The 22,215-nt window shown below is 48.0% G+C and carries 15 protein-coding genes; 3 read left to right on the forward strand and 12 right to left on the reverse strand.

Going from position 1 to position 22,215, the window contains the following annotated elements:
- The first annotated feature begins 17 nt into the window (after nt 1-17).
- Complete coding sequence (locus tag ACJJIE_RS13870; protein WP_282931190.1) at nt 18-461, forward strand: SpoIIAA family protein; 444 nt, start codon at nt 18-20, stop codon at nt 459-461.
- Between the two features lie 68 nt (nt 462-529).
- Here the strand turns inward: ACJJIE_RS13870 and ACJJIE_RS13875 are convergent, their stop codons facing one another.
- The 4 genes from ACJJIE_RS13875 to ACJJIE_RS13890 all read right to left on the reverse strand — a co-directional run bounded on the left by ACJJIE_RS13875 (nt 530) and on the right by ACJJIE_RS13890 (nt 4,401).
- The gene (locus tag ACJJIE_RS13875; RefSeq protein WP_282931189.1) at nt 530-1,225 is read right to left on the reverse strand and encodes a putative adhesin; all 696 of its coding nucleotides are present in this window, start codon (nt 1,223-1,225) and stop codon (nt 530-532) included.
- Nucleotides 1,226-1,323: 98 nt separating this feature from the next.
- Entirely contained in the window at nt 1,324-1,719 is a 396-nt protein-coding gene (locus ACJJIE_RS13880) for a hypothetical protein (protein ID WP_444892068.1), read from the reverse strand.
- An 851-nt stretch (nt 1,720-2,570) separates the two neighbouring features.
- The gene (gene fnr / locus ACJJIE_RS13885) at nt 2,571-3,302 is read right to left on the reverse strand and encodes a fumarate/nitrate reduction transcriptional regulator Fnr (RefSeq protein WP_444892069.1); all 732 of its coding nucleotides are present in this window, start codon (nt 3,300-3,302) and stop codon (nt 2,571-2,573) included.
- Nucleotides 3,303-3,534: 232 nt separating this feature from the next.
- On the reverse strand, nt 3,535-4,401 hold the full coding sequence (locus ACJJIE_RS13890; protein ID WP_444892070.1) for an SDR family oxidoreductase: 867 nt from the start codon (nt 4,399-4,401) through the stop codon (nt 3,535-3,537).
- A gap of 290 nt (nt 4,402-4,691) precedes the next feature.
- Between ACJJIE_RS13890 and ACJJIE_RS13895 the strand changes: the two genes are divergently transcribed.
- On the forward strand, nt 4,692-5,714 hold the full coding sequence (locus ACJJIE_RS13895) for an adenosine deaminase (RefSeq protein WP_282931185.1): 1,023 nt from the start codon (nt 4,692-4,694) through the stop codon (nt 5,712-5,714).
- 52 nt (nt 5,715-5,766) lie between these two features.
- On the opposite strand, the gene fnr (ACJJIE_RS13900) is transcribed toward ACJJIE_RS13895, so the two are convergent.
- The 5 genes from fnr (ACJJIE_RS13900) to ACJJIE_RS13920 form a co-directional block, all read right to left on the reverse strand.
- Entirely contained in the window at nt 5,767-6,495 is a 729-nt protein-coding gene (gene fnr / locus ACJJIE_RS13900) for a fumarate/nitrate reduction transcriptional regulator Fnr (RefSeq protein ID WP_282931184.1), read from the reverse strand.
- A 70-nt stretch (nt 6,496-6,565) separates the two neighbouring features.
- A complete protein-coding gene (gene hemN / locus ACJJIE_RS13905; protein WP_282931183.1) occupies nt 6,566-7,948 on the reverse strand; it encodes an oxygen-independent coproporphyrinogen III oxidase in 1,383 nt (460 codons plus the stop codon).
- A gap of 123 nt (nt 7,949-8,071) precedes the next feature.
- On the reverse strand, nt 8,072-8,770 hold the full coding sequence (locus ACJJIE_RS13910; RefSeq protein WP_282931182.1) for an OmpW/AlkL family protein: 699 nt from the start codon (nt 8,768-8,770) through the stop codon (nt 8,072-8,074).
- A gap of 398 nt (nt 8,771-9,168) precedes the next feature.
- The gene (gene mmsB / locus ACJJIE_RS13915; RefSeq protein WP_444892071.1) at nt 9,169-10,074 is read right to left on the reverse strand and encodes a 3-hydroxyisobutyrate dehydrogenase; all 906 of its coding nucleotides are present in this window, start codon (nt 10,072-10,074) and stop codon (nt 9,169-9,171) included.
- 72 nt (nt 10,075-10,146) lie between these two features.
- On the reverse strand, nt 10,147-11,253 hold the full coding sequence (locus ACJJIE_RS13920) for an enoyl-CoA hydratase/isomerase family protein (RefSeq protein ID WP_444892072.1): 1,107 nt from the start codon (nt 11,251-11,253) through the stop codon (nt 10,147-10,149).
- A 180-nt stretch (nt 11,254-11,433) separates the two neighbouring features.
- On the opposite strand from ACJJIE_RS13920, the gene ettA reads away from it, so the two are divergent.
- The gene (gene ettA / locus ACJJIE_RS13925; protein WP_444892073.1) at nt 11,434-13,098 is read left to right on the forward strand and encodes an energy-dependent translational throttle protein EttA; all 1,665 of its coding nucleotides are present in this window, start codon (nt 11,434-11,436) and stop codon (nt 13,096-13,098) included.
- Between the two features lie 213 nt (nt 13,099-13,311).
- On the opposite strand, the gene ACJJIE_RS13930 is transcribed toward ettA, so the two are convergent.
- Genes ACJJIE_RS13930 through ACJJIE_RS13940 form a run of 3 tightly spaced genes read right to left on the reverse strand, consistent with a single transcriptional unit; the run spans nt 13,312 to nt 19,218 of the window.
- Nucleotides 13,312-15,429, reverse strand: coding sequence for an ATP-binding cassette domain-containing protein (locus ACJJIE_RS13930; RefSeq protein WP_444892074.1), 2,118 nt, complete (start codon nt 15,427-15,429; stop codon nt 13,312-13,314).
- Nucleotides 15,419-18,151 carry an ATP-binding cassette domain-containing protein gene (locus ACJJIE_RS13935; protein WP_444892075.1) on the reverse strand — a complete coding sequence of 911 codons (2,733 nt, stop codon included), beginning with the start codon at nt 18,149-18,151 and terminating at the stop codon, nt 15,419-15,421. Before ACJJIE_RS13935 ends, ACJJIE_RS13930 begins: the two co-directional genes overlap by 11 nt.
- Nucleotides 18,152-18,153: 2 nt before the next feature.
- Nucleotides 18,154-19,218 carry an HlyD family secretion protein gene (locus tag ACJJIE_RS13940; protein WP_282931176.1) on the reverse strand — a complete coding sequence of 355 codons (1,065 nt, stop codon included), beginning with the start codon at nt 19,216-19,218 and terminating at the stop codon, nt 18,154-18,156.
- Nucleotides 19,219-22,215 lie beyond the last annotated feature (2,997 nt).

A 22,215-nucleotide genomic window follows, 5' to 3' on the forward strand; every position in this document is an offset into this window, starting at 1 on the left:
GCAGGGAGGAAATGTTAATGCAGTTTAAACGCCACGGCATATCCATTGGCATGGAACGTATAAATGATGAGTTTTTCCTTTACATAAAGGCAATTGGTGAGTTAACCCATGAGGATTATGAGCATATAACACCACTATTAGAATATGCTCTGGAAGGGGTAAAAAAACCTCAGGTTCAATTACTGATTGATCTCCGGGATTTCGAGGGCTGGGGGATGCACGCGATCTGGGATGAGTTCAAGCTGGCCTTAAAGCACGGCAATGAATTCTCGCATGTCGCTGTACTTGGGGATGAGGAGTGGCAGCAAATAGCCACAAAAGTCGGGAGCTGGTTTGTTAGCGGTGAAGTCCGCTATTTCAAACAGCAACAAGAGGCCATGGATTGGCTACAGGAAACAAGGAAGACGGGTATTGGTCACAAGGAATCTGAAAAGGAATTAGCTTTCTCCACACACTCCTGATAAGTAGTGGATTAAGGGGGCGTTTACGCCCCCCTTTTTTTTGCCTGAAATTTGACAATCTAACTGCTTCAGCTAGACACTTTTTGCTTATGGCTATCCCAAGAAGGTGTACCAATAACAAAGTTATTGAAATTCAGCTCATTGCGGCAGAAGGAGCAATAAATATTTTCATAATGCAAGTTATTTCGATGCAGAATATTGAGCACATCAACCAGTGTCGGATTCTTTTGGTTATGCCGATTTCGAATCGTCAGAAAATTAGCTTCCATTCTGGTTTCAAGCGAGCTGGATTTTGCATCGTACATAGACTTTTGGAACGGATCAGATAAATCATATTTTGCCAGCTCCGTCTTCTTGCGCTCAACAAATTGATTATTTTTATGTGCCGAGTCTACAACTCTCTGAATATCGTTATAGCTTTCACCATCAGTAATGAATCGCCGCGTTAGGCGACCGAATATTTGCCCCGCCATAGATCCGTGATAACCCTGGAATTTACTCAGAGTATAGTTTTTGCACCATTTACCTTTACCAACCCACTCGTGATATTTCGCGGTCCCATTAACTACATTTTCCAGACCCGGATCATCTAACGTATAACCGTGGGGGGCAAAAAAGAATAGATTATCACCGCCATGTCCCTTGCTACAAAAAACTTCTTTGGTTGCGGCACCGTGGGCAGAGATGACTAGGTTCGGCGCATCCCCAACATTGGTACCTTCAGGCGCAAAAATTTTAACTAAATCAAGTTCACGAACAGGCATAAGACACCTATTTAACGTCTAGTATAAAAATAAGAGGGTTACCCCTCATAACCGTACTACTAACGTACTATGACCAGCCATTCACACTCAAGTTATATTCAGTAATTTTTGATGTTTGTCATGAACAGATAATTTTGGAAGTGAGGCGACAAACCAGGAAGGTTTCTTAAAAAACCAGATAAAATACGAAAGAAATAAGGAGGAAATATGGAAAATAAAGAAAACTCTGCAAGACCAACATTAAAATCAAAAAGGTACTTAGAAATATAAGTAGATTTATACCACCGCCAAACAAGCACCACCTCATTTGTATTACAGTCCAAAAATACTGATTTAGTAGCTGCCCCCTGCATTTTGCTACCCCAGAATGGAGCTCCAATAACAATATCTCCAAAACTCATTTCACTGCGACAAAAAGAGCAATAAACATTTTCATAATGCAGTTTATTTTTATGCCGAATATTGAGAACATCAGCCAGAGTGAGATTACCCATCTTTATTCGATGGCGAATAGTTAATAAGTCTACCGACTCCACCCCTTTTGCAATATATTACTGGTCTATAGGATTGTTTAGATCCGGACTATTCACAATTTCAATGCGCTAATGGGTGCTATCCACTGCCTTTTGTACGCCAGCATAGCTCGCGCCTTTTATGAAAAGCGTGTGACACGACCGGGAATCTGACCTGTAGTTGTGCCATGGGATTCTTAAAATTTACTTAGCGTATAATTATGACAAAGCTTTCCTTTGCCTACCTACTCGCGACATTTCGCATTACCCGTTAAGGCACTACTAATACCCGGATCATCTAGAAAGCAATCATGTGGAGAAAAGAAAAATAGATCATCTCCCCCATGCCCTTTTCGGGTAAAAAATTGCTTGATTATCGCCCCATGAGTAGAAATAGCTAAGTTGGGCGCAGCTTCGACCTAAGCCCCATCCACTGCAAAACTCTTAACTAGGTCAAGCCTTCTAACTGGCATGATTTCTTCCCTTTTCACCTTATTATTTTTTTGCACTTTTCAGCACCTTAACTGAAAGATTACTATGCTCAGGTAAACATTTCCTGGAAAACTTATAGCTAACAGAGATCGGGGAAAATCGTTTTCCACGAATGAATTATTAATCAGTCATAAAAAACAGGCCTGAAAATAAATTATAATTACATGGCACCTGCCAACTGATGCCACCGTATAAATAATCTAGTATCAGCATTTACAGCTAAAACACCCACAAACCTAGAAAAATAGCAGAGTAATTTATAAAACAGAAAGTTGAACTTTACGACAGTCAATTAATATCTTTCTATAACATGCAGCAATTCAAATAAGCCCCAAAAAAATTCATTGATCATTCTCATAACTAAGATGGGTACCCGCCAAATCACTTAGTGCAACTATATTTAAAATCTCAATCATCCTACCACTAACTTTTATCAGCCCCTCACGCTGAAAACGAGAAAATATACGACTTATCGTTTCTGCCGTTAATCCGAGATAGTCGGCAATATCTATTCTAGGCATAGAAAGCACAAATTCGCGAGGGGAGTAACCTCGGCAGGCATAACGGCTGGATATATTCATAAGTAAAGCAGCGAGACGAGCATCCGCTGAACGCTTACCAAGCAGCATTAAAATCTCATTCTCCTGGCGCAACTCTTCAGAAAAGATGCTATAGATTTGCTGCTGTAAAACTGGAACTTCCTGAGCGAGATTTTCCAACTGATCGAATGGAAGAAGACATACACTGCTATCTTCAAGGGCCACTGCATAGCTCGGGTGGAGCCGACTACTATAAGCATCGAGCCCTAGAAGCTCTCCAGGAAGGGCAAAATGGGTTACCTGAGAATCTCCATCTGCAGCAATAACCACGCTTTTAAAGCTTCCGGAGCGGATTGCAAAGAGGCTTTGGAACGGGTCACCTGCACGATAAAGAGGCTCTCCCGCTTTAATCACTTTTTTCCTACGACTAACGCACTCAAGCCGATCAATATCCGCTTGTTCCAGCCCCGCAGGCAAACATAAACGTCTGACTGAACAGTTACTGCAGCTTACCGCTGCTGATGCCTTACTCATAAAAAGGCAGCCAAAAAAATATGTTCTCTATTGTACTGTTAATCAGGGCATCAAATAGGGAATTCATCCTGCCGTGAATAAATTACACACCCGAGCGGGCTACTTTGCCAACTGAAAAAATGAACCCGCTGGACACCTAATAGATCACCCTAGACGTAAAATTCTCAAAATTAAAACTGGATTTTACTCATTTAGCTCACGGGGAATTACTAACCTACCAAGAAATGAAGGTCTAGATATTCGGCAAAAAACTCTCGACCACCATTTTCTGCTGTTTTTTCCCATTATCATCTAAGCCTATCTTAAAATTACACAATTCATTGGCCCAGGAGGATGTCCTGACTCTAATTGGTGGATCCTCAGCCTGTACAACCTGCAAAACCACGCCAACTACTTGGTCACAAGTTTGATATATTTCTGCCGTCTTCTCTGGGCTCCGAGACCTCATACCACCAATATACTGATTGAAGACCCCCTGGTATTCATCTTCGGGGTACCCCTGGCTCTGCTCCAACTGCGAAAGTACATTATTGGCAAACTCCGAGTGGATACCACCGGGCTCGACAGCGGTAAAATTGATATTAAAGGCAGGAGTTATATAACTTGCCATGGCTTCTGTATAACCCTCAACAGCAAATTTTGCCGCACAATACAGCTCATTGAACGGCTGCCCAACTAGCCCGCCCACCGACGAAATATTGATAACGTGTCCACTACGAGCTTCGCGCATATGGGGTAAAACTGCTTTAGTGCAGCGAACTACACCGAGGTAGTTCACATCCGTCACCCAGCGTATCTCTTCTTCGCTGGCGTGTTCAGTGGTCTTTACAAAACCAGCGCCAGCATTGTTGATCAATAAATCGATATGCCCAGCATCCCGGATAATGGTATCTACGCAGTTCTGAATACTGTCAGAATCTGTTACATCCAATTCCATCACTTCGAGAGCCGCCCCCTGAGGAGCCGCATTTATCAGCTGGTCGGCCTTGGAGAGATCTCTCATGGTGGCAAAGACCCTAAACCCCTGCTTGACCATTTGCAGCGCCAGACTCTGCCCCAGCCCTGTGGAAGTCCCGGTAATCAAGGCAACCTTACTCATTGCTCTCTCCTCAGTATCCGTTAATCAATCTCAAGATGTAAACTACTCGGTACAGTATACACATAAAAAGCAACAAGTAAACCGATCAGTGTATTTTCTGGCGGTGTAGCTGGCTGCTGCTAAGCATAGGGCTAACTTGCCAGAATAATCCGTAACCAGCTTTATTCTCAGAGAACGTAACCTGATACCATTAGCGCCCTTTTATAGCCCAGACAGTTTCTGTGAGTAGGAATGTTGGATTGCCTCCGGCGCATTCACATTCACAGGTAGTCCCGCAACAAGGTATTTATATGTCCATTGCTGATTTGAACTTTTTGAAAGCACTGCCAAAAGCCGAGCTTCATCTCCATATCGAGGGTTCACTGGAACCGGAGCTAATGTTCGAGTTGAGCAAGCGCAACAATATTGAAATTCCCTTTTCCAGTATTGAGGAAATTAAAGCAGCCTATAAATTTCATAATTTACAGTCGTTCCTCGATATTTATTATCAAGGCGCTTCGGTCCTGATCCATGAGCGGGATTTTTATGATCTGACCATGGCTTATCTCAAGCGCTGTCGTGAAGACAATGTTGTCCACACAGAGATCTTCTTTGACCCCCAAACCCATACAGAGAGGGGCATTGATATCGGTGTGGTTATCAAGGGTATTAACAGTGCTCTTGATGATGCAAGAAATGAGTGGGGAATAAGTAGTCACCTTATTTTGTGCTTCTTACGCCACCTGAGTGAAGAGGAAGCAATTGCCACCTTGGAAGCGGCAAAACCATACCTGAACTTAATAAAAGGTGTAGGGCTGGACTCTTCTGAGCTGGGTCATCCACCCAGAAAATTTCAAAAAGTTTTTGCTATGGCCAAAGAGCTAGGGCTTGAGAGAGTTGCCCACGCCGGTGAAGAGGGACCTGCCGATTATATCGTAGAGGCTCTCGATCTTCTGGACGTGAGCCGTGTCGACCATGGGGTTCGCTGCGTTGAGGACGAAGCACTAATTGAGCGCCTGAAAGCAGAAAATATTCCCCTGACTGTTTGCCCGCTCTCCAATACCGCACTCTGTGTGTACGACAATATGAGCCAACACCCCATTTTGTCACTCCTCGAGCGCGGGCTGTGTGTCACGGTTAATGCAGATGATCCCGCTTACTTTGGCGGTTACGTGAATAAAAATTATCTGGCCCTTAGCGAAAGTCTGGGCATGACCAAAGAGCAGGCGAAAAAACTGGCCCTGAATAGTTTCAAAGCGAGCTACATTTCAGAGGCAGATAAAGAAAAGTGGGCGGAGGCAATATCAGCAATCGAAACGGTTGCTGGAGTTTAGTGAGTTGGGTAGTGTCCTGGCTGACCATAAAGCCAGGACACTATTTCAAGATTCAGTCTTCATCATATCCGCAGTGAGTACCCGCTAGCTCACTGAGTTCAATTAAATTAACAATCTCAACTGATCGGCCACTCACCTTAATTAATTTTTCTCGCTGAAAACGCGAGAAAAGCCGGCTGACAGTTTCCGCTGTCAAACCCAGATAATTGGCGATATCAGTGCGCGGCATCGATAAAACAAAGGCACTGTGAGAGTATCCACGACGAGCGTAACGGCTGGAAATATTAATCAGAAGAGCCGCCAAACGAGTATCGGCAGAGCGTTTACCCAACAACATTAAAATATCATTTTCCTGGCGTAACTCTTCAGAAAAAATGCTGTAAATCTGCTGCTGCAGGGCTGTCACCTGCTGGGCCAAAATTTCCAGTTGAGTAAAAGGCAGCAGACAAACACTACTGTCTTCCAATGCTTCCGCATAACTCGGATGTACCCGAGTACTGTAGGCATCCAGACCGAGCAGTTCCCCAGGTAAAGCGAAGTGGGTGACCTGAGTGTCACCATCTGCAGCAATCACCACAGTTTTAAAACTACCTGAACGAATTGCATAGAGGTTGGCAAATGGATCGCCAGCTCGGTAAAGGGTCTCCCCCGCTTTAATTATTTTCTTTCGACGCGTGATCTGCTCTAGCCGATCAATATCAGACTGACACAAACCAGCTGGCAAGCACAAACGTCTGACTGAACAGTTGCCGCAACTAACAGCTGTAGAGGAATCCATCATACTAAACCGGTCGGTAAACTAATTTGCCGCAATTGTAACGGCTGTTGAGCCGTTAGTCTCCTGCCGGTAGCTATAGAACACGTGAATATTTCGCATCTGTTTCTTGACTGTGCAAATACATATCAAATGCAGCAGCAACATTTCTCACGAACCAGCGGCCTTCCTCGGTAACAATAATATTTTCGTTATCCTGATAAATTAGACCATCGTCAAACATAGGCTGTAAGCGCGCTAATTCCTCAGAGAAATACTCCTCAAAGCAAGCACCTATACGCTGTTCAACAAGGTTTTTATCCAAGCGCAAACGACACATTAATTCACTAATAATCCACTGGCGCAAACGATCTTCATCATCCATTAACCAGCCGCGACAGGCTGCAGATTTCCCTTCTCCAATCGCCTGAGTATATTCTTTTAAGCGATGTAAATTTTGCCAGTAGCCATCGCGACTGTAGCTGATTGCAGACGCTCCCAATCCAACCAAAGCATCTGCCGGCATTAGGGTGTACCCCTGGAAATTGCGTTGCAACATACCGGCATGGGCTGCCTTAGCCAGTTCATCCCCAGGGCGGGCAAAGTGATCCATCCCCAAAAATTCATACCCAGCCTTACCCAGGTGCTCTACAGCCGCCAGCTGCATCGCCACTTTTTCTGCGGCGGAAGGAATTAAATCCGTATCAATCAGGCGCTGGGCCTTAAATCGGTGCGGCAGGTGTGCATAGTGATAGAGAGCGATGCGGTCCGGTTGCAGCTCCAGCACTTTATCCAAAGTGCGGTGCAGGCTGCTCAGTCCCTGCTTGGGTAGTCCGTAAATCAGATCGTAGGAAATAGACTCAAACCCGCGCTCACGCGCCGCTACGGTCAACTCCGTGACTTGGTCGGCACTGCAGATACGATTGATTGAACGCTGCACTTCGATATCGAAATCCTGCACCCCCAAGCTCAAGCGGTTAAAACCCAGTTCTCGCAGAGTATCCAGGGTCTCTAACTCAAGGGTACGTGGATCGGCCTCAATACTGTATTCAACCCCATCGCCTGGGCGCAAATCAAAAACTTCAGCCAGCCCCCCCATTAAGCGACGCATATCACTATCACTCAAGAAAGTCGGCGTACCACCGCCCAAGTGTAATTGGGTGACGGGGACATCAGCCACTTTATCCCGGTACCACTGGGCCTCCTGCAGCAGGTGATCCAGATAACTGGAAGCCAATCCATACTGGTGAGTAATTACTTTATTACAGGCGCAGAAGTAACAAAGAGAACGGCAAAAAGGAATATGAACATAAAGGGACAAGCTGCGAATATCCTGCAGTGCTGCCCAAGGCTCAATTCCATTTAATGTGTGAAAACGATCGGCGGTAGGATACGAGGTGTAGCGCGGGCAGGGTCCGCTATAACGGGATAAGAGTTCTTCAGACAACCCTCCCACGGGGCTTTTAATCTCTTGCTTCATATTCATTCACACCTCGTTCGGTAGTTTGCTTGAAAATCCGACACAAACAAAAAAGCAGCCACCGGGTCTTCGACCAGAAAACCGCAGTGACTGCTCTACCCCAGACCTATTTATTGCTACCTGTTAGAAGCGGTAGCCCAGACCAGCCATGTAAACCAGCGGATCAATATCCACATTGGCCGTCACTTCACCCAGGCCAGGTACTTTGACTGTGGCGTCGGTCTCGATGTCCATCCAGAACACGGACATATTGAACAGCCAGCGTTGATCGGCACCGAAGGTAAAATCGATACCAGCTTCTGCTGCCAGGCCAAATGAATTGTCCAGGGAGAGCTCTGCATCACCGGTAGCGCCAAGGCTTGCGAAAGCACTATCGGCGGTGCTGCTGATTTCTTCATCAAAGAAAGCGGTGTAGTTCACACCCAGGCCAACATACGGCTGAATGTTGGACTGCGGCTCCATCGGATACCATTGAACCAACAGAGTCGGTGGCAGGTGCTTGGTTTCCCCCAGATCAAAGCTGCCCAGGCCCTCGCCCACAACTTCGATATCGTGGCTGAACGGCGTTGCAGCAACCAGTTCCAAGCCCCAGTGATCGCGGAACATGTAGACGCCGGTCAGGCCCAGTGCGGAACCATTATCCACATCAACGCCAGTTTGGTTGATGCCGGTCCCATTCAAGGAAAGCACGCTGGAATTAGCATCGGGTGCTACAGTGGCCATGCCACCGCGCAGAATTAAACTGCCTTGTTCATAGGCCAGTGCGGGTGCAGTAAGTACGGCGGTCAAAGCGGCTGTCGCACAAGCAGTTATACGATTCATTAACTTCTCCATAAAGCGATTAGGCATTTTTCCCGACTCAGGAAGGGCCCCCCTCCAGGCACAATCACAAGTCGCGGACAGGTTACCCGCAGGCTAACTGGAACAGCTTGATCCAAATCAAGCTGCCGAATTACCTGGAAAAAAATCCACTGAAGCCATACGACTGCACAGCTATTGCGTTGGTAAAGGGGGGCCCATTTCCGGGAAGGGATTGGCAAGATAGCGACTCTCGCTGCCGCTGGGAACAGAGCAGCCTGCACTATTTGGCACCTAATTGCCAATTTGCGAACTGTCGCAAATTTTTCCATTAGGCGACATCAGTACAACTATGTAAAACCGCCTAAAACTACACCACAGCCAATGCTGCCTGACTGCGGTGTAGGACCTATAGCTAAGCCCTAGGTAAGGCTACCCGCCGGGCGCCGGAACATGTTCTGAATACTGGAGAAATCCAGCTGCTGGTTTTCCTCACTAGCGCCATGCAGTTGGAAAAGATTTTTCGCCAGGGCTCCCATCGGAGTAGAAGATGCACTGGTTGAGGCGGCATCCATAGCCAGTCCCAGGTCCTTGAGCATCAATGCCACACTGAAACCGCCGGCATAGCCCTTTGCCGAAGGTACGCTCTCCATAGTGCCCGGGTAGGGATTATAGTTAGCCAGGGACCAATTATTACCCGAACTTTCCCGCATAATATCGCTCAGTACCTTGGCATCCAGCCCCTTATCCACCCCCAGCTGTAAAGCTTCTGCGGTACCGGTCATATGGATCGCAAGCAACAGATTGTTGCAGATCTTTGCCACCTGCCCAGCACCGGCAGCACCGGCGAGAAATATCTTGCTGCCCATCACCTGCAGCGGGGCCCGCGCTGCATCGAATGCCGCTTCATCCCCGCCGCACATAAAGCAAAGCGTCCCCGCCTGTGCCGCAGCTGTACCTCCGGATACCGGGGCATCTATCGCTCTCAACCCATGCTCCCCCGCAGCCTGGCTGACCTGGCAGGCATCCTCTGCAGAGATAGTCGAACAGTCGATAATCAGGGTATCGGCCGGGAGTTGCTGCAACAACCCAGCCCCTCCCAGGTAAAGCCCTTTCACCGCGTCGCCACTGGGCAACATGGAAATTACGATATCCGCGCCCTCAACAGCCTGCTGGGCACTGTCACAGGGCAGGCAGCCGTCTCGCTGTGCCTGCTCCAGAGCAACAGGGCTCAAATCAAATGCCGCTACGGTATAGCCGGCCTTCGCCAAGTTGGCAGCCATGGGGCCACCCATATTACCCAAACCAAAAAAGGCTATCTTTTCCATAAAAGCCACTCCCTATTTTGTTGTTGGTATCCCTGGCGATTAACAGCCCGGGACGCTCGGTAAATACGATATCTACAGGTCGGCCAGCGGGTGCTCACCGCCCCAGGGGCCCTCAAAGCAGCTTTCCACCTGCGCAGGTGTAATCTGTTCCAAGCTGTCAGGTTGCCACTGGGGTTCGCGGTCTTTATCAATCAACAGCGCGCGCACCCCTTCCTTGAAGTGGCCACTGGCACAGAGGTTTACCGCGAGTGCCAACTCCATGCGGTAGATATCCGCCAGGGAGAGGTGTCGAGCCCGCTGTAATTGCTCCCACACAATCCAGGGGGTCAGCGGAGAGCCACCTGCCAAAGTGGCAGCTGCCCGCTGCAACCACTTATCCACACCCTGGTATGCACTGATGGCGGCACAAACCTCTGGCAAGGTGGCAAAATCAGTAAGCTGCTGGATTTGGTCATAATGCTCTCGCAGAGCAGACTCAGGCCGCTCCAGAAGGGGCAGCTCCTGGGATTTAAGGCAATTGCTAATTAACTGGTGATTGGCTTCCAGGTTTTCACCAAAACTGAGCTCCGCTAACGCAGACAAGACTGACTCCCGCTGGCCCTGACCGATTATGCGGTCCGCCATACCGGCAAACAGGGCATCGGCGCCATTAAACTGCGCACCGGTCAGTCCCAGGAAAAGTCCAAGGCGCCCGGGCATACGATTCAGGAACCAGCTGCCCCCCACATCGGGAAACAAACCAATCGTAATCTCCGGCATTGCCATGCGAGTGGTTTCCGTCACAATCCGGTGGCTGGCTCCCGCCATAATGCCGATACCGCCTCCCATCACGAAGCCACCGCCCCACACCACGACGGGCTTGGCGTAAGTGTGAATCTGGTAGTCCAGGCGATATTCGCGGGAGAAGAAGTCGGTGGTGAAGCCGTAGTCCGGTGTCTCACCATAGGCGGCGGACTCCCGATACAGCGCCACCACATCGCCGCCAGCGCACAGCGCCTTGTCGCCACTGCCATCGATCCAGACTGCTGCGACTTCAGTGTCTTCAGCCCAGCGGTCCAACTGGGCCGACAACAAGTCGATCATGGGTGAATTTAAGGCATTGAGAGCCTTGGGGAGGTTTAACGTCGCGATCGCCAGGGCGCCGCGCCGGGAAAACAACACCGGGGAATCCTGATCCATTTTTATTCGTCTTATAGCTCTTGTACTAGATAGTGTCGCAGTTAAACACAGATCACATTTGACGTCAGCCACACGCGAGTACAGCGGGCTACCTCAGACATGCCCGGTTGCACTTTTTACGCAAACTGATAAGTTGCGCGCAAAATCTGACCGATTCCAACACCCATTACGGAACCCCAAATGGCCGAATACGTATACACCATGAACCGGGTGGGCAAAGTAGTGCCCCCCAAGCGCGAGATCCTCAAGGACATCTCCCTCTCCTTCTTCCCCGGCGCCAAGATCGGCGTACTCGGTCTAAACGGCGCAGGTAAATCCACCCTGCTGCGCATCATGGCCGGGGTCGACCAGGACTTTAACGGCGAAGCCCGCGCAATGCCCGGCATCAAGGTCGGCTACCTGCCCCAGGAACCGCAACTCGATGCCAGCAAGACCGTGCGCGGTAACGTAGAGGACGGTGTACGCGAAGCCATCGACGCCCTCGCCGGCCTGGAACAGGTCTACGCCGATTACGCCGAGCCCGACGCGGACTTCGATGCCCTGGCCAAGAAACAGCAACAGTTCGAAGACATTATCCAGGCCTGGGACGCCCACAACCTGGAGCACCGCCTGGAAGTCGCCGCAGACGCACTGCGCCTGCCACCCTGGGATGCGGACGTCAACAACCTGTCCGGCGGTGAAAAACGTCGTGTGGCCCTGTGCCGCCTGCTGCTGTCCCGCCCGGATATGCTGCTTCTCGACGAACCCACCAACCACCTGGATGCGGAATCCGTATTCTGGCTGGAGCGCTTCCTGCACGATTTCACCGGCACTGTGGTTGCCATCACCCACGATCGCTACTTCCTCGACAATGTTGCCGGCTGGATTCTGGAACTGGACCGCGGCCACGGCATCCCCTGGGAAGGCAACTACACCACTTGGCTGGAACAGAAAGAAAAACGCCTGGAGCAAGAGCAGCGCGGCGAACAGGCTCGCGCCAAAGCTATGCAAAAGGAACTCGAGTGGGCCCGCCAAAACCCCAAGGGCCGTCAGTCCAAAAACAAGGCCCGTTTGTCCCGCCTGGAAGAAATGCAGTCCCAGGACTTCCAGGCCCGCAATGAGACCAACGAAATCTACATTCCGCCCGGCGAGCGTCTCGGCGACAATGTGATTGAGTTTAAAGGTGTGAGCAAAGGCTTCGGCGAGCGCCTGCTGATCGACAGCCTGTCTTTCCGCGTGCCCAAGGGCGCAATTGTAGGTATCGTCGGCGGTAACGGTGCCGGTAAGTCCACCCTGTTCCGAATGATCAGCGGCACCGAGCAGCCAGACTCCGGCGAGATCAAGATGGGGGAAACCGTTAAGGTCGCCTACGTTGAACAGGGCCGTGAAAATCTGGATGACAGCAAGACCGTATGGGAAGCCATCTCAGACGGCCACGATATGCTCAAGATCAACAACTACGAAGTGGGCTCGCGCAACTATGTTGGCCGCTTTAACTTCAAGGGCAGTGACCAACAGAAGCGCGTAGGCGAACTCTCCGGCGGTGAACGCGGACGCCTGCACCTGGCCTATACCCTCAAGCAGGGCGCCAATGTACTGCTGCTGGACGAACCCTCCAACGATCTGGATATCGAAACCCTGCGCGCCCTGGAAGAAGCCCTGCTCAACTTCCCCGGCTGCGCCCTGGTAATCTCGCACGATCGCTGGTTCCTGGACCGCGTTGCCACCCATATCCTCGCCTATGAGGGTGAGAGTGAAGCGATATTCTTCGAGGGTAACTATACCGAGTACCACGAGGACTTTGTGCAGCGCAAAGGTGAGGATGCAACACCCCATCGCATGCATTATAAGAAGCTTAAGACTTAACCCTGATAACAAAAAAGCCCGCGTCAGCGGGCTTTTTTATGGGAGGGCCTTAGAATAGCTAGCCATAGGCTTAAGCTCTAACCAACTATGGAAAGAAAGGTATACAGCTGTTAGATCAGTCTGAATATCAGGTTCGAGGTACATAAGACTTATCCTCCCATAGATTACTTAAGTAAAGTGGAGGTAAAAATTCCCAATAAAAAACTTATCGCTCTATGGGTGGGCAATCACCATCAAAGTTTTTGCGTTTTTCTGTACGCAGGCTACCGCCATACGGAGGTTTTCCGGATCGAGTGCCGCAAAACTTTCATCCAGCACCACTAACTCAGCATTTTGCAAAAGTGCACGGGCGATAAATAAACGGCTCATCTCTCCGTGAGACAACCGCCACCCCATTTCCCCTACCGTCTGTAAAATTCCCGCAGGCATTTTTCGAAGAAGCGGGGTGAGACCCAACTCATCACAAATTGCATAAGCCTTGCGCAGGCTCTCCTGACGTGGCGGCCACTGATCTCCCATCAATAAATTGAATAAAAATGAGTCTCCCAACACATGGTTTTCATGAAATTGGGGAGAGGAGGCGACCATCCTGCGCCAAGGCTCAGCACCAATACTCGCCCGGTCGTAGCCATTAAGTAGTAATAAACCTTCATCCGGCCGCTGAATACCGGTAAGAATATTCGCTAAAGTAGATTTACCTGAACCAGAAGCGCCCTGTAGTAAAAGCCGATCGCCAGGATAAATACTGAGATTGCAACCCGCCAACGCCGCTTGATCTTTTCCTTTGTAAGTAAAGCCGATATCGCGTAAATAACACAGTGGTTGCGAGGAACTTTGCTGGCCCGACGGCGTAACCATTGCCGACCCCACGCTTCCCTTTACAATGCGCTCTTCCAAGAAAAATAATTCACGTACTTTTTCCCAGGAAATTGCTGCATTCAAAGCACTGGTAAAGCCACTCATACACTTCAAGACCGCGCGATACCCCAACAACATGCCTCCAAAGGCAATCGCGAGCTGGGTACTACTGACACTGTTAGCGATAAATATTGGAGCCAACCCCACTACCCCAAGAAGTAACCAGAGGCGCGGCAAAAAAGCCTGCAAACGCGCCATGGTGTTATCCATGTGAGAGGAAATTTCCAGGTAGTTATTTAACTCACTGTCTTCGCCCCGGTGCCAGTCGCCAGGTGCCTGCTGCGCGAGGCGGGTGCGGTGGCCGATCATTTTCTCAATCAAACGGTGGGTCATTGAAAGGCGCTGTAACGTCCACTCTTTGCGGCCGTAGTACTGTGCCCGCCCCAGGAAAAACGCAACCGCTAAAAATAGGGGCAAAATTGCTGCGTAGATAAGGCCACCAGCTCCCATCAGTAAAATTGAGGCTGCAATTAACAGTTCTACAGCGCCAAGCAACAATAAAAAGGCACCCTGCAATGCACTGGCTTCTATATTCTCCGCATCATAAACCCTGCCCAATACCTGACCCGACCCCATATGGCGAATACGACTGGGAATAACGCGCAGCGCGCTGGCAAGCAGTCGCTGCTTCAGGAGTGCACCTGTCTCAACAGAGAGCACTCCTCGCATTCGGGCTGTGAGCAAAGATAGGGGAACCTGAGTCACCAATAGCAATACCCAGGCAGATAGCCAGCCGGTATCAATATGGCCCTCGAGCACAGCCCTACCTATTACCCACCAACTGCACAGAAAAATAGTCATCTGGGCACTGTGACAGGCAAGCATGGCGGCAAAGCGCCAATACAACCCGCGCTGGCGAAGCTGTAAGCGGAAAGACCGGTGAGAGGGTTGACGCAACAGCCAGAAATCATCCAGGCGTACGCCCGCAAGATTTTCCCGCAGCAGAGCAGCCATGGCTTTCTTGCGGCGACGCCCTTTAATGCATGCACTATCCAACAGTTGCTCGATTCGTTCGCGCTGAGGCCCTTCAAGCTCGCGAGCCAGCTGCTGAATAACCAGCTCTAGGCAAACTTTCTCCACATTCAGTGCCGGTGTGAGCAGCTGTAACTTATGCCCCCTGCCACCACACAGTGCGATAAAATATTCCCCCTCGGGAAAGCGAACCCGCAACAGTGCCGGGGCGGCTCCCAACAACATGGTTTCCATCTCTGGATAGCTACAACTCACCTGCTCCACTTGCAAGTCCAAAGCTTCGGCACCTGCCTGCAACCTGGCATTCAACTCCAGGGTGCTTCCCTGGGATTTGTGCTCCGCTACCTCTGGCTCCAAGCCGCTGTATTTTGCTAACGCTTGTAAGGCGGCCTCCAGCTGTGACACTGGCCAGCAATAGGGCATTAATTCTTTACTGCTCACTGGCAACCTCCGTAAACCGGGAGGCCGGTGTCGCCCCAGGGACTCCTTGCACTTCTGTCAATTGACCGCTGGCCATACGCAAGTGACGCCAACTGCTACTCTGCCAACACTCTTGCCAGAGACTGCTTTCAGCTGCCAGTAGCTGTGCATAGCGCGTATCGCCCTGGGCTTGAAGCTCACTGGGCTTGCCATCTTCAATAATGCAACCATCGTCCACGACCAAAACACGAGGAAAGTCCCGGGTTTCGCTGATATCGTGGGTAATACAGATCAGGGTAACCCCCTGCCAAACCTCCCGCACCCGGTTCATCAAGCGCTGCCGCTGTTGGCGATCAAGACCCCGGAACGGTTCATCCAGAATCACACAAGCAGTTTCCTCACGGCCAAGTGCGCGCCCCAGACGTACACGCTGCCCTTCACCACCACTGACCAGAGCACCACTTTCACCTAGCGGGCTTTGCAGCCCCTCCGGTAGCGCTGCTACCAACTTGAGTAAATCTGCTTGCTGTAAAATGGGGTAAAGGGGAGTTTCCGGCTTATTGCCGTAACTCAGGTTCTCCAAAAGGCTGCTATTCCACAGCTGAATTGCGGGATCAACCCAGGCACAGTGAAGGCGAAAACGATGCAGTAATTCTCCCTTCAATTCTCCACCGTTGAGCATTACACGGCCACTGGCGGGCTTGTGCCACCCCAGCAATAACCCTGCAAGGCTAGATTTTCCAGCGCCGGATGCTCCGACCACAGCAATTTGCTCACCGGGGCTGATTTCCAGATTTACCCTGTCGAGAATAGTGCGACCGCTGGCATTAACGGTGACATTCTCAAACTTAATTCCCACCGGTTTTGCCGGGAAAAATGCCACACTATCAGCGGAATTTTTATCTGTATCAGTTTCAGTGACTGCTTGCAGCGGTTCGAGGGCTCTCAGTAAAAAATTTCGCTGCCGTGGATAACTTCGCATCAGCCCCGCAATTTCTTCACCCAGTGGCGGCAGTGCCAACACCCAATATATCAATAAAAGCAGATCGGGACTTGCCCCTCGTGCATTAACACAATAAATCACCAATACACTACTGAGAGTGCAATTAACCAACAGCTGTACCGCCTGGCTATTGAGTTGGAAACTCAGTGATGAGTATCCAGCCCTTATCCATTCGGTGAGCAGGTTTTCATGCTCACGCCGTACAGACTCACCAGCGCCGTGCGTACGGATTGGGATAACTCCCAGCAGCGCATCCATATAGAAGCGAGCCAAGGCTCCCGCATGAGTTTGCACTCTCATACTGTAATCAGTGAGTACAGGGTGAAACATCAAAGGTACAGCAACTTGCAATACCGACATCATTAGCACCAAAGGAGCAGCAACAGGCGCAAGCCAAATTATTCCCAGTGCAGTAGCGAGCAGGGAGAAAATTTTAAAAACGATACTCGTTCCAAGAACAGGCAAACCTCTTAAGGCGGCAATACGATGTGAGCGCTCGGCTGTGTCAGAGGTCGGGCGGCTCTGAAAGAAGTGATCGGGTACTTGGGGCAGCGCCGTTAAAAAACGCATGCGAAATCGATTTTCTAAACGCCGCCCTACCACCATTTGGATTTTTGATGCAGGAAACTGCAATAGCAGTAATGTGATCATAAAGACCAGTAGCAATGCAATCGTGCCTGCTCGCTGTATCTCTGTCGCTAACTCACTGTGAATATCAATCAAGCCACGGAAAAGCAAGGCTTCGAACATCAGCCCCAATACCGCTCCGAGCATAGCAATAAATATAGAGAGTGGCGCAATCATTCCATCTTCACGCATCAACCCCCATAGTTGCTTGAGAGGTTGAACCTGTGGCTCTCGCAAGGCCCTCGATAGCGCTTCCGATTTCGGTTTAACTTCACTGACATTGCGAACCCCTTTAACACTCACGATGACCGCACCACTAAATGCCAGCTGCTCTGGCGACAGTTCAATTGTCTCTGCCGGCTCACTTCCACTGGGACGGGACGGCCTAGCGCACCAGTAACTCTCTGGCACTAGAGAAAATGCTTGACTGGTATCTGTAGAAAACTCAACAAACAGCCGCTGCAACATACCACTGACTTCAGCTCCTCGCTTTATCGCCCCGGACGTAACTAATGAGGTGAGCATTCGAATGGATGCATCGAGAAATGCCAGCGACAGCCAACTCTTATCTTTTAGCCCTTTGTCACAGAGCGTGGTGGCCACAGTATCGCCAACCTTTAAGTGTGCAATACGCTCTTTAAGCGGGGCAATAAAGTCATCACCACCTGCCCAGCTTCTCCAGCCTTGAGGAGACACCCGTAGGATGTGGACATGCAACTCATCCAAAAAACGACGTGCGCTAGGCCAACGCCTGCCACTGGCAGGGTCCATCACTTGCACGATACCGCGATGATTTCTCCAAGCCACAACAAAATGAGTGTTGCCATTAGGTAGGCGCACCACAACCAATCCTGGTAAGTAATCAGTGGAACTCAGTAAAAGGTGATCCACAGGAACTACCATCTGGGCGGCATCCAGCCCTAACTCTATCGCAATCTTTTCCAGAGTATTTATTGAGGTGCCATCTACATCAGTCTGGCAAGCATCGCGTAAATGGCCGTAATGTGTGTTTACACCAAAGCCTTCAAGCAAGCACTTCAGGGAAGCCGGGCCACAGTCCATATTAGAGGTCTGAACAACCTCTGGAACTAACCAGCGTGTTTTGCATTTCACTATCACGCTCCCTCTTCTACTATTTCTGCGGAAGCTTTACCTGAAAGTATTTCGCCCGTCCTTTGTAGCAGCAGCTGATAAGGTGTTTTCTTACCTGTGGCAATTTCTACTCTGGCCGGTAAATCGTGTAATAAAGGGAGGTGGGGCGGTGTCTCACCTTGCAAGGATAGCTGTACAAGAACTTTACCTTGCTGGACGGCACTCGCCACCCGCTCTACACGAGCCTCCAATTGCCCGTAACGAGCCCAGGAAAATCCATCCAATTTTACTTGGGCTTGCTGCCCAGGCTGAATATGTCCCAGTGCTAATGCGGGCGGAAAAAATGCCTGTATAGAAATAACGCCTTCTGCCTGAATCGTTGCAACTTGTTGCCCGGCAACCAGTACTTCACCTTCCCGAATTTTCGCCAGCGAAGCCAATACCCCGGTAATTGGGGCACGTAAGTTCTGTTCACGTACTGCAAGATGGCTTTGCTGGATACGGGTATCAACTTCCGCAAGCCTTCCATCGATATCCTGATGTCGCTGTTTTAATGCGCTCACCTCAAGTTGATATTCACTAATCAGTTGCGCTCGACGATCCTCTAAAGCACGAATATCCGCTTGTACTTTCAAGGTTGCCATCGCCATTTGTTGGTACGTTCGCTTTGCGGCGAGGTAATCCAATTCTGAACTTTGTTGTTTTTGTAACAGTCGCTCATAACGATCAGTAACATCCGCTTGAATTTTCTGATTACTCACTTGAAGCTGGTACTGTTGTTCCAGTAATTTTAATTGATCGCTAAGAGCCTTCTCGTCTTCACCAAATTTTTTATCGAGTAGCTCTTGTTCTCTTTGAACTGATTCAAACTGATCTCGCAAGCTTCCGGATATCTTGTTATCTCCCTGCAAGCTCAAATCAAGTACGGACGTATCAAGACGAATTAATATATCGCCTTGCTCTAAGGCATCTCCCAGCTCTGCTTCAATATGCACAACACGCCCAACTCTCTGGGTACTTACATGGACGGTATTGTGATCTTGCTCCAACCTCGCATCTTCACTCACGCTATATGTTGTGATTTCCATTGTAAAAAACCATATAACCCAAGCCGATAAAAGCAGGACACCGAGAGCAGTAGCTACAATCAGACCACGAATAGAATCTGAAACAATGGAACGTGAAGTGTGAAAAAAAGGAGTTGACAATATAAGAAACCTATCAATAGTTATCGCATTGAACAGGAGTAAAATTTGACTCTATTCATTCGATCTTTTGTATTTTTCTACTGAAAATACAGGAAATACAAATTTAGATTTCTCAGGTTATGGAGTCAATTGGAATCTGTATATTCTTCGCTCTAGCATAGTGATTTATAACTATCCCCGCCTAAGCTAAAGTGATGGTCCATGCAATGCTATTTGCTCCACAGCCAAAGTAGTCAAGGCGAAGCTTTTCAACCAAAAATAATTGAGGATAAAATGCAATATAGACCTGGAGTGCACCTAAACACCCTCAATTCATATTCATCTAACATGGAAAGTAAGTACAAACTAACAGTGGGCATAGTGGCCTGTTCACTTATAGCTATGCTCCATCACTAAAACCTTGATACTGATCAAAGTAGCTGTCGAAAAACAAGAATTTCACATTTTTTACATATTTCAGCTAAGTAGCCATAGTACTATATAGGCAAGAACCCATTTTTTGATAAAGTAAATCTAAAAGCAAAGCACAAGAGTTAAAATCAAAAGCATAAATTCGGCTTACCATCAATATAGATTCGAGACTTGCTTAATACTTTGCAGTATTTCCGAAATTGCAAAGCCAATACACATGCTAGAGCCCAATCACAAAAGGTGGCTCAAAGATTTTTATTAGAGATCTCTGTAGAAAAGTGGCAAATCGGGCCAATATAAAATCTACGAGACGGCGCTATCAAGAATCTGAAATAAACACCATTCAGAATTTTTATTGAACAAAAAACTTATTGACTCCACCTAAAAACACACAATTAAAATGAATTCAGGGTGTTATCTGATTGGATAAAGCTCTAACAAAGCCGCCACTTGTGAACCAAGCATTGTATCTGCACCGTCAAGATTCCACTAGCAACAGACCATCTTTTTCGGCCCTGCTTTTCGCAAGGATAGTTGTCGAGACAAATTCTCGATAAATTATTGACAAAGTCAAAGCTGAAAAAGATAGGCTTAAATTATGAGCTAAATAGCAATAATCATATTAGGGTATAGGTTTTATAGTTAAAAAAATCATAGCTCACTTTCACCGTCAACTGAAGGCAAAAAGTAGAGGGGGAGCAAACTCATTTAGATTGATTCTAGTATTTAAAAATAAACAGCTAGAGCTATTCCTGTAGCAGAAATAAAGTGGCACCAATCGACATCATTTGACGACTGGCGCCTGCGAACCCATATTATCCCATCGAAAGTAGACCAAGTGATAAGAGTCATGTAAAAAAATTGCAAATTTACGAATGAACTCTTACAAAATAGGTGTGTCGAACGATCAGTGCGAGTTACAACCATTTACGTATATTGGAATAAACTCGACAGGTAAGTCAGGGCCGGCAATCCCCCCTCAGGAAAGCAAAGCCTGCAGTGCAAGCAGATATAACTACAAGGTTATTTGAAGTTTTCAATAAAGCAATACTGAAAATAGCCTCAAAACCTATCGAGATCAATCTGTAAAAAGCACTCCAAACAGCCTAACTTTGGGGGTCAAGGGAAAGATTACTTAATCTTCATCCCAAGGCAGCTCTACTTGTGCCTCAGGACCAGCTTTAATATCAGTTTCAGTGTACATAGCGCACCTTCCTTTCAGTAAGTTCGTATAGTTTGCTGGATAGGAACCTCTACCCAGCAAACTAAAGCTTAACTCGATTATGCCCCAATATGCCAATGTTGACTGGTAATTATGGGTGAGTGATCACAACAAAAATTTTTGTCTACCGCTAGAAACATCCTGCATACGTGCATAAACCCCCTAAATTGAGCAAAAACTATCTTAGCCCAATAGGCTCTACTCTTCACTTTTCAGGATTATCTATCCTATTCACAGCCTACTAATTCTCTTGTGGTGTAACATCCATCCTACATCGATCAACATTTATAAAATAATTATCGACCTCTTTAATGGGATCGATGAAAACCTCAACTAGCTTAACACCGCCCACAACTTCCTAGTGTAACTTTCATTAAACCAATCCTTGATACAGCCAAATTAAACTGAGCTTTCATATTGCTGGCGGAACTTTCGTACCAATTAATGTAGGGTAATCTGGGTCTAAATCCCCTAAAGATTATTCACAGCTCCCATTAAATTGAATTAACTTCTACAGCCCCCCCAGGAAAGACTAAATGCCAACCCCAAAAATCAACTAACTTTGAAAAAATAAGTAAAAACTTAAACAGCAACCAGATCACAACAATAAATATTGACATACTCCGAGCATAATCAAACTCATTCTTAAGGCTGGAGTAACAGACTACTGTAAAGCCCGCTGCATAAAATTCAACCCATTCAAACTTGTAGCATCTACTCTAACTACACCTACCCACTAACCCACCCTTAGCTAGCACTAGTGTTTTGTTACACAAAAGTATCTCTAAAGCGCTTTGTAGCCTCCTAAACCTATCGCTAAAGAAATACTATTTAAATTTCATCAATTTATGCTGTAAACCTAAATTTTCTAGCAAAAAAATACCCGGCAACACTAAAGGTGGAATAATGTATATATCCAGATAAATCTATTGACCTCCAACCTCTCCCACCCACAGAGTTTATTCTTACCTAATTACTACCTAACACGAAGAGCCGCCCACCTGAACAACTCCTACCTAAAATCTTAAAGAAGCTAATAAGCTTGGCCAAAACCGTCAAACTCAAATTCAAAAAAGCTACTCTAAATTACAAAAAGTTATAACTAAGCAAGACGACCCCAAAGAAAAAACACAATCTTCTGCTATTATCTTTGCACACCTAAACATACGGACACCCAAGGGGCATTTAAAACTCCTCTTAACACTATCGTCTTTAAAAAAGCAATATAAAGACAATTAATATAG

Source organism: Microbulbifer maximicatervae (SeqCode), from assembly GCF_052467325.1.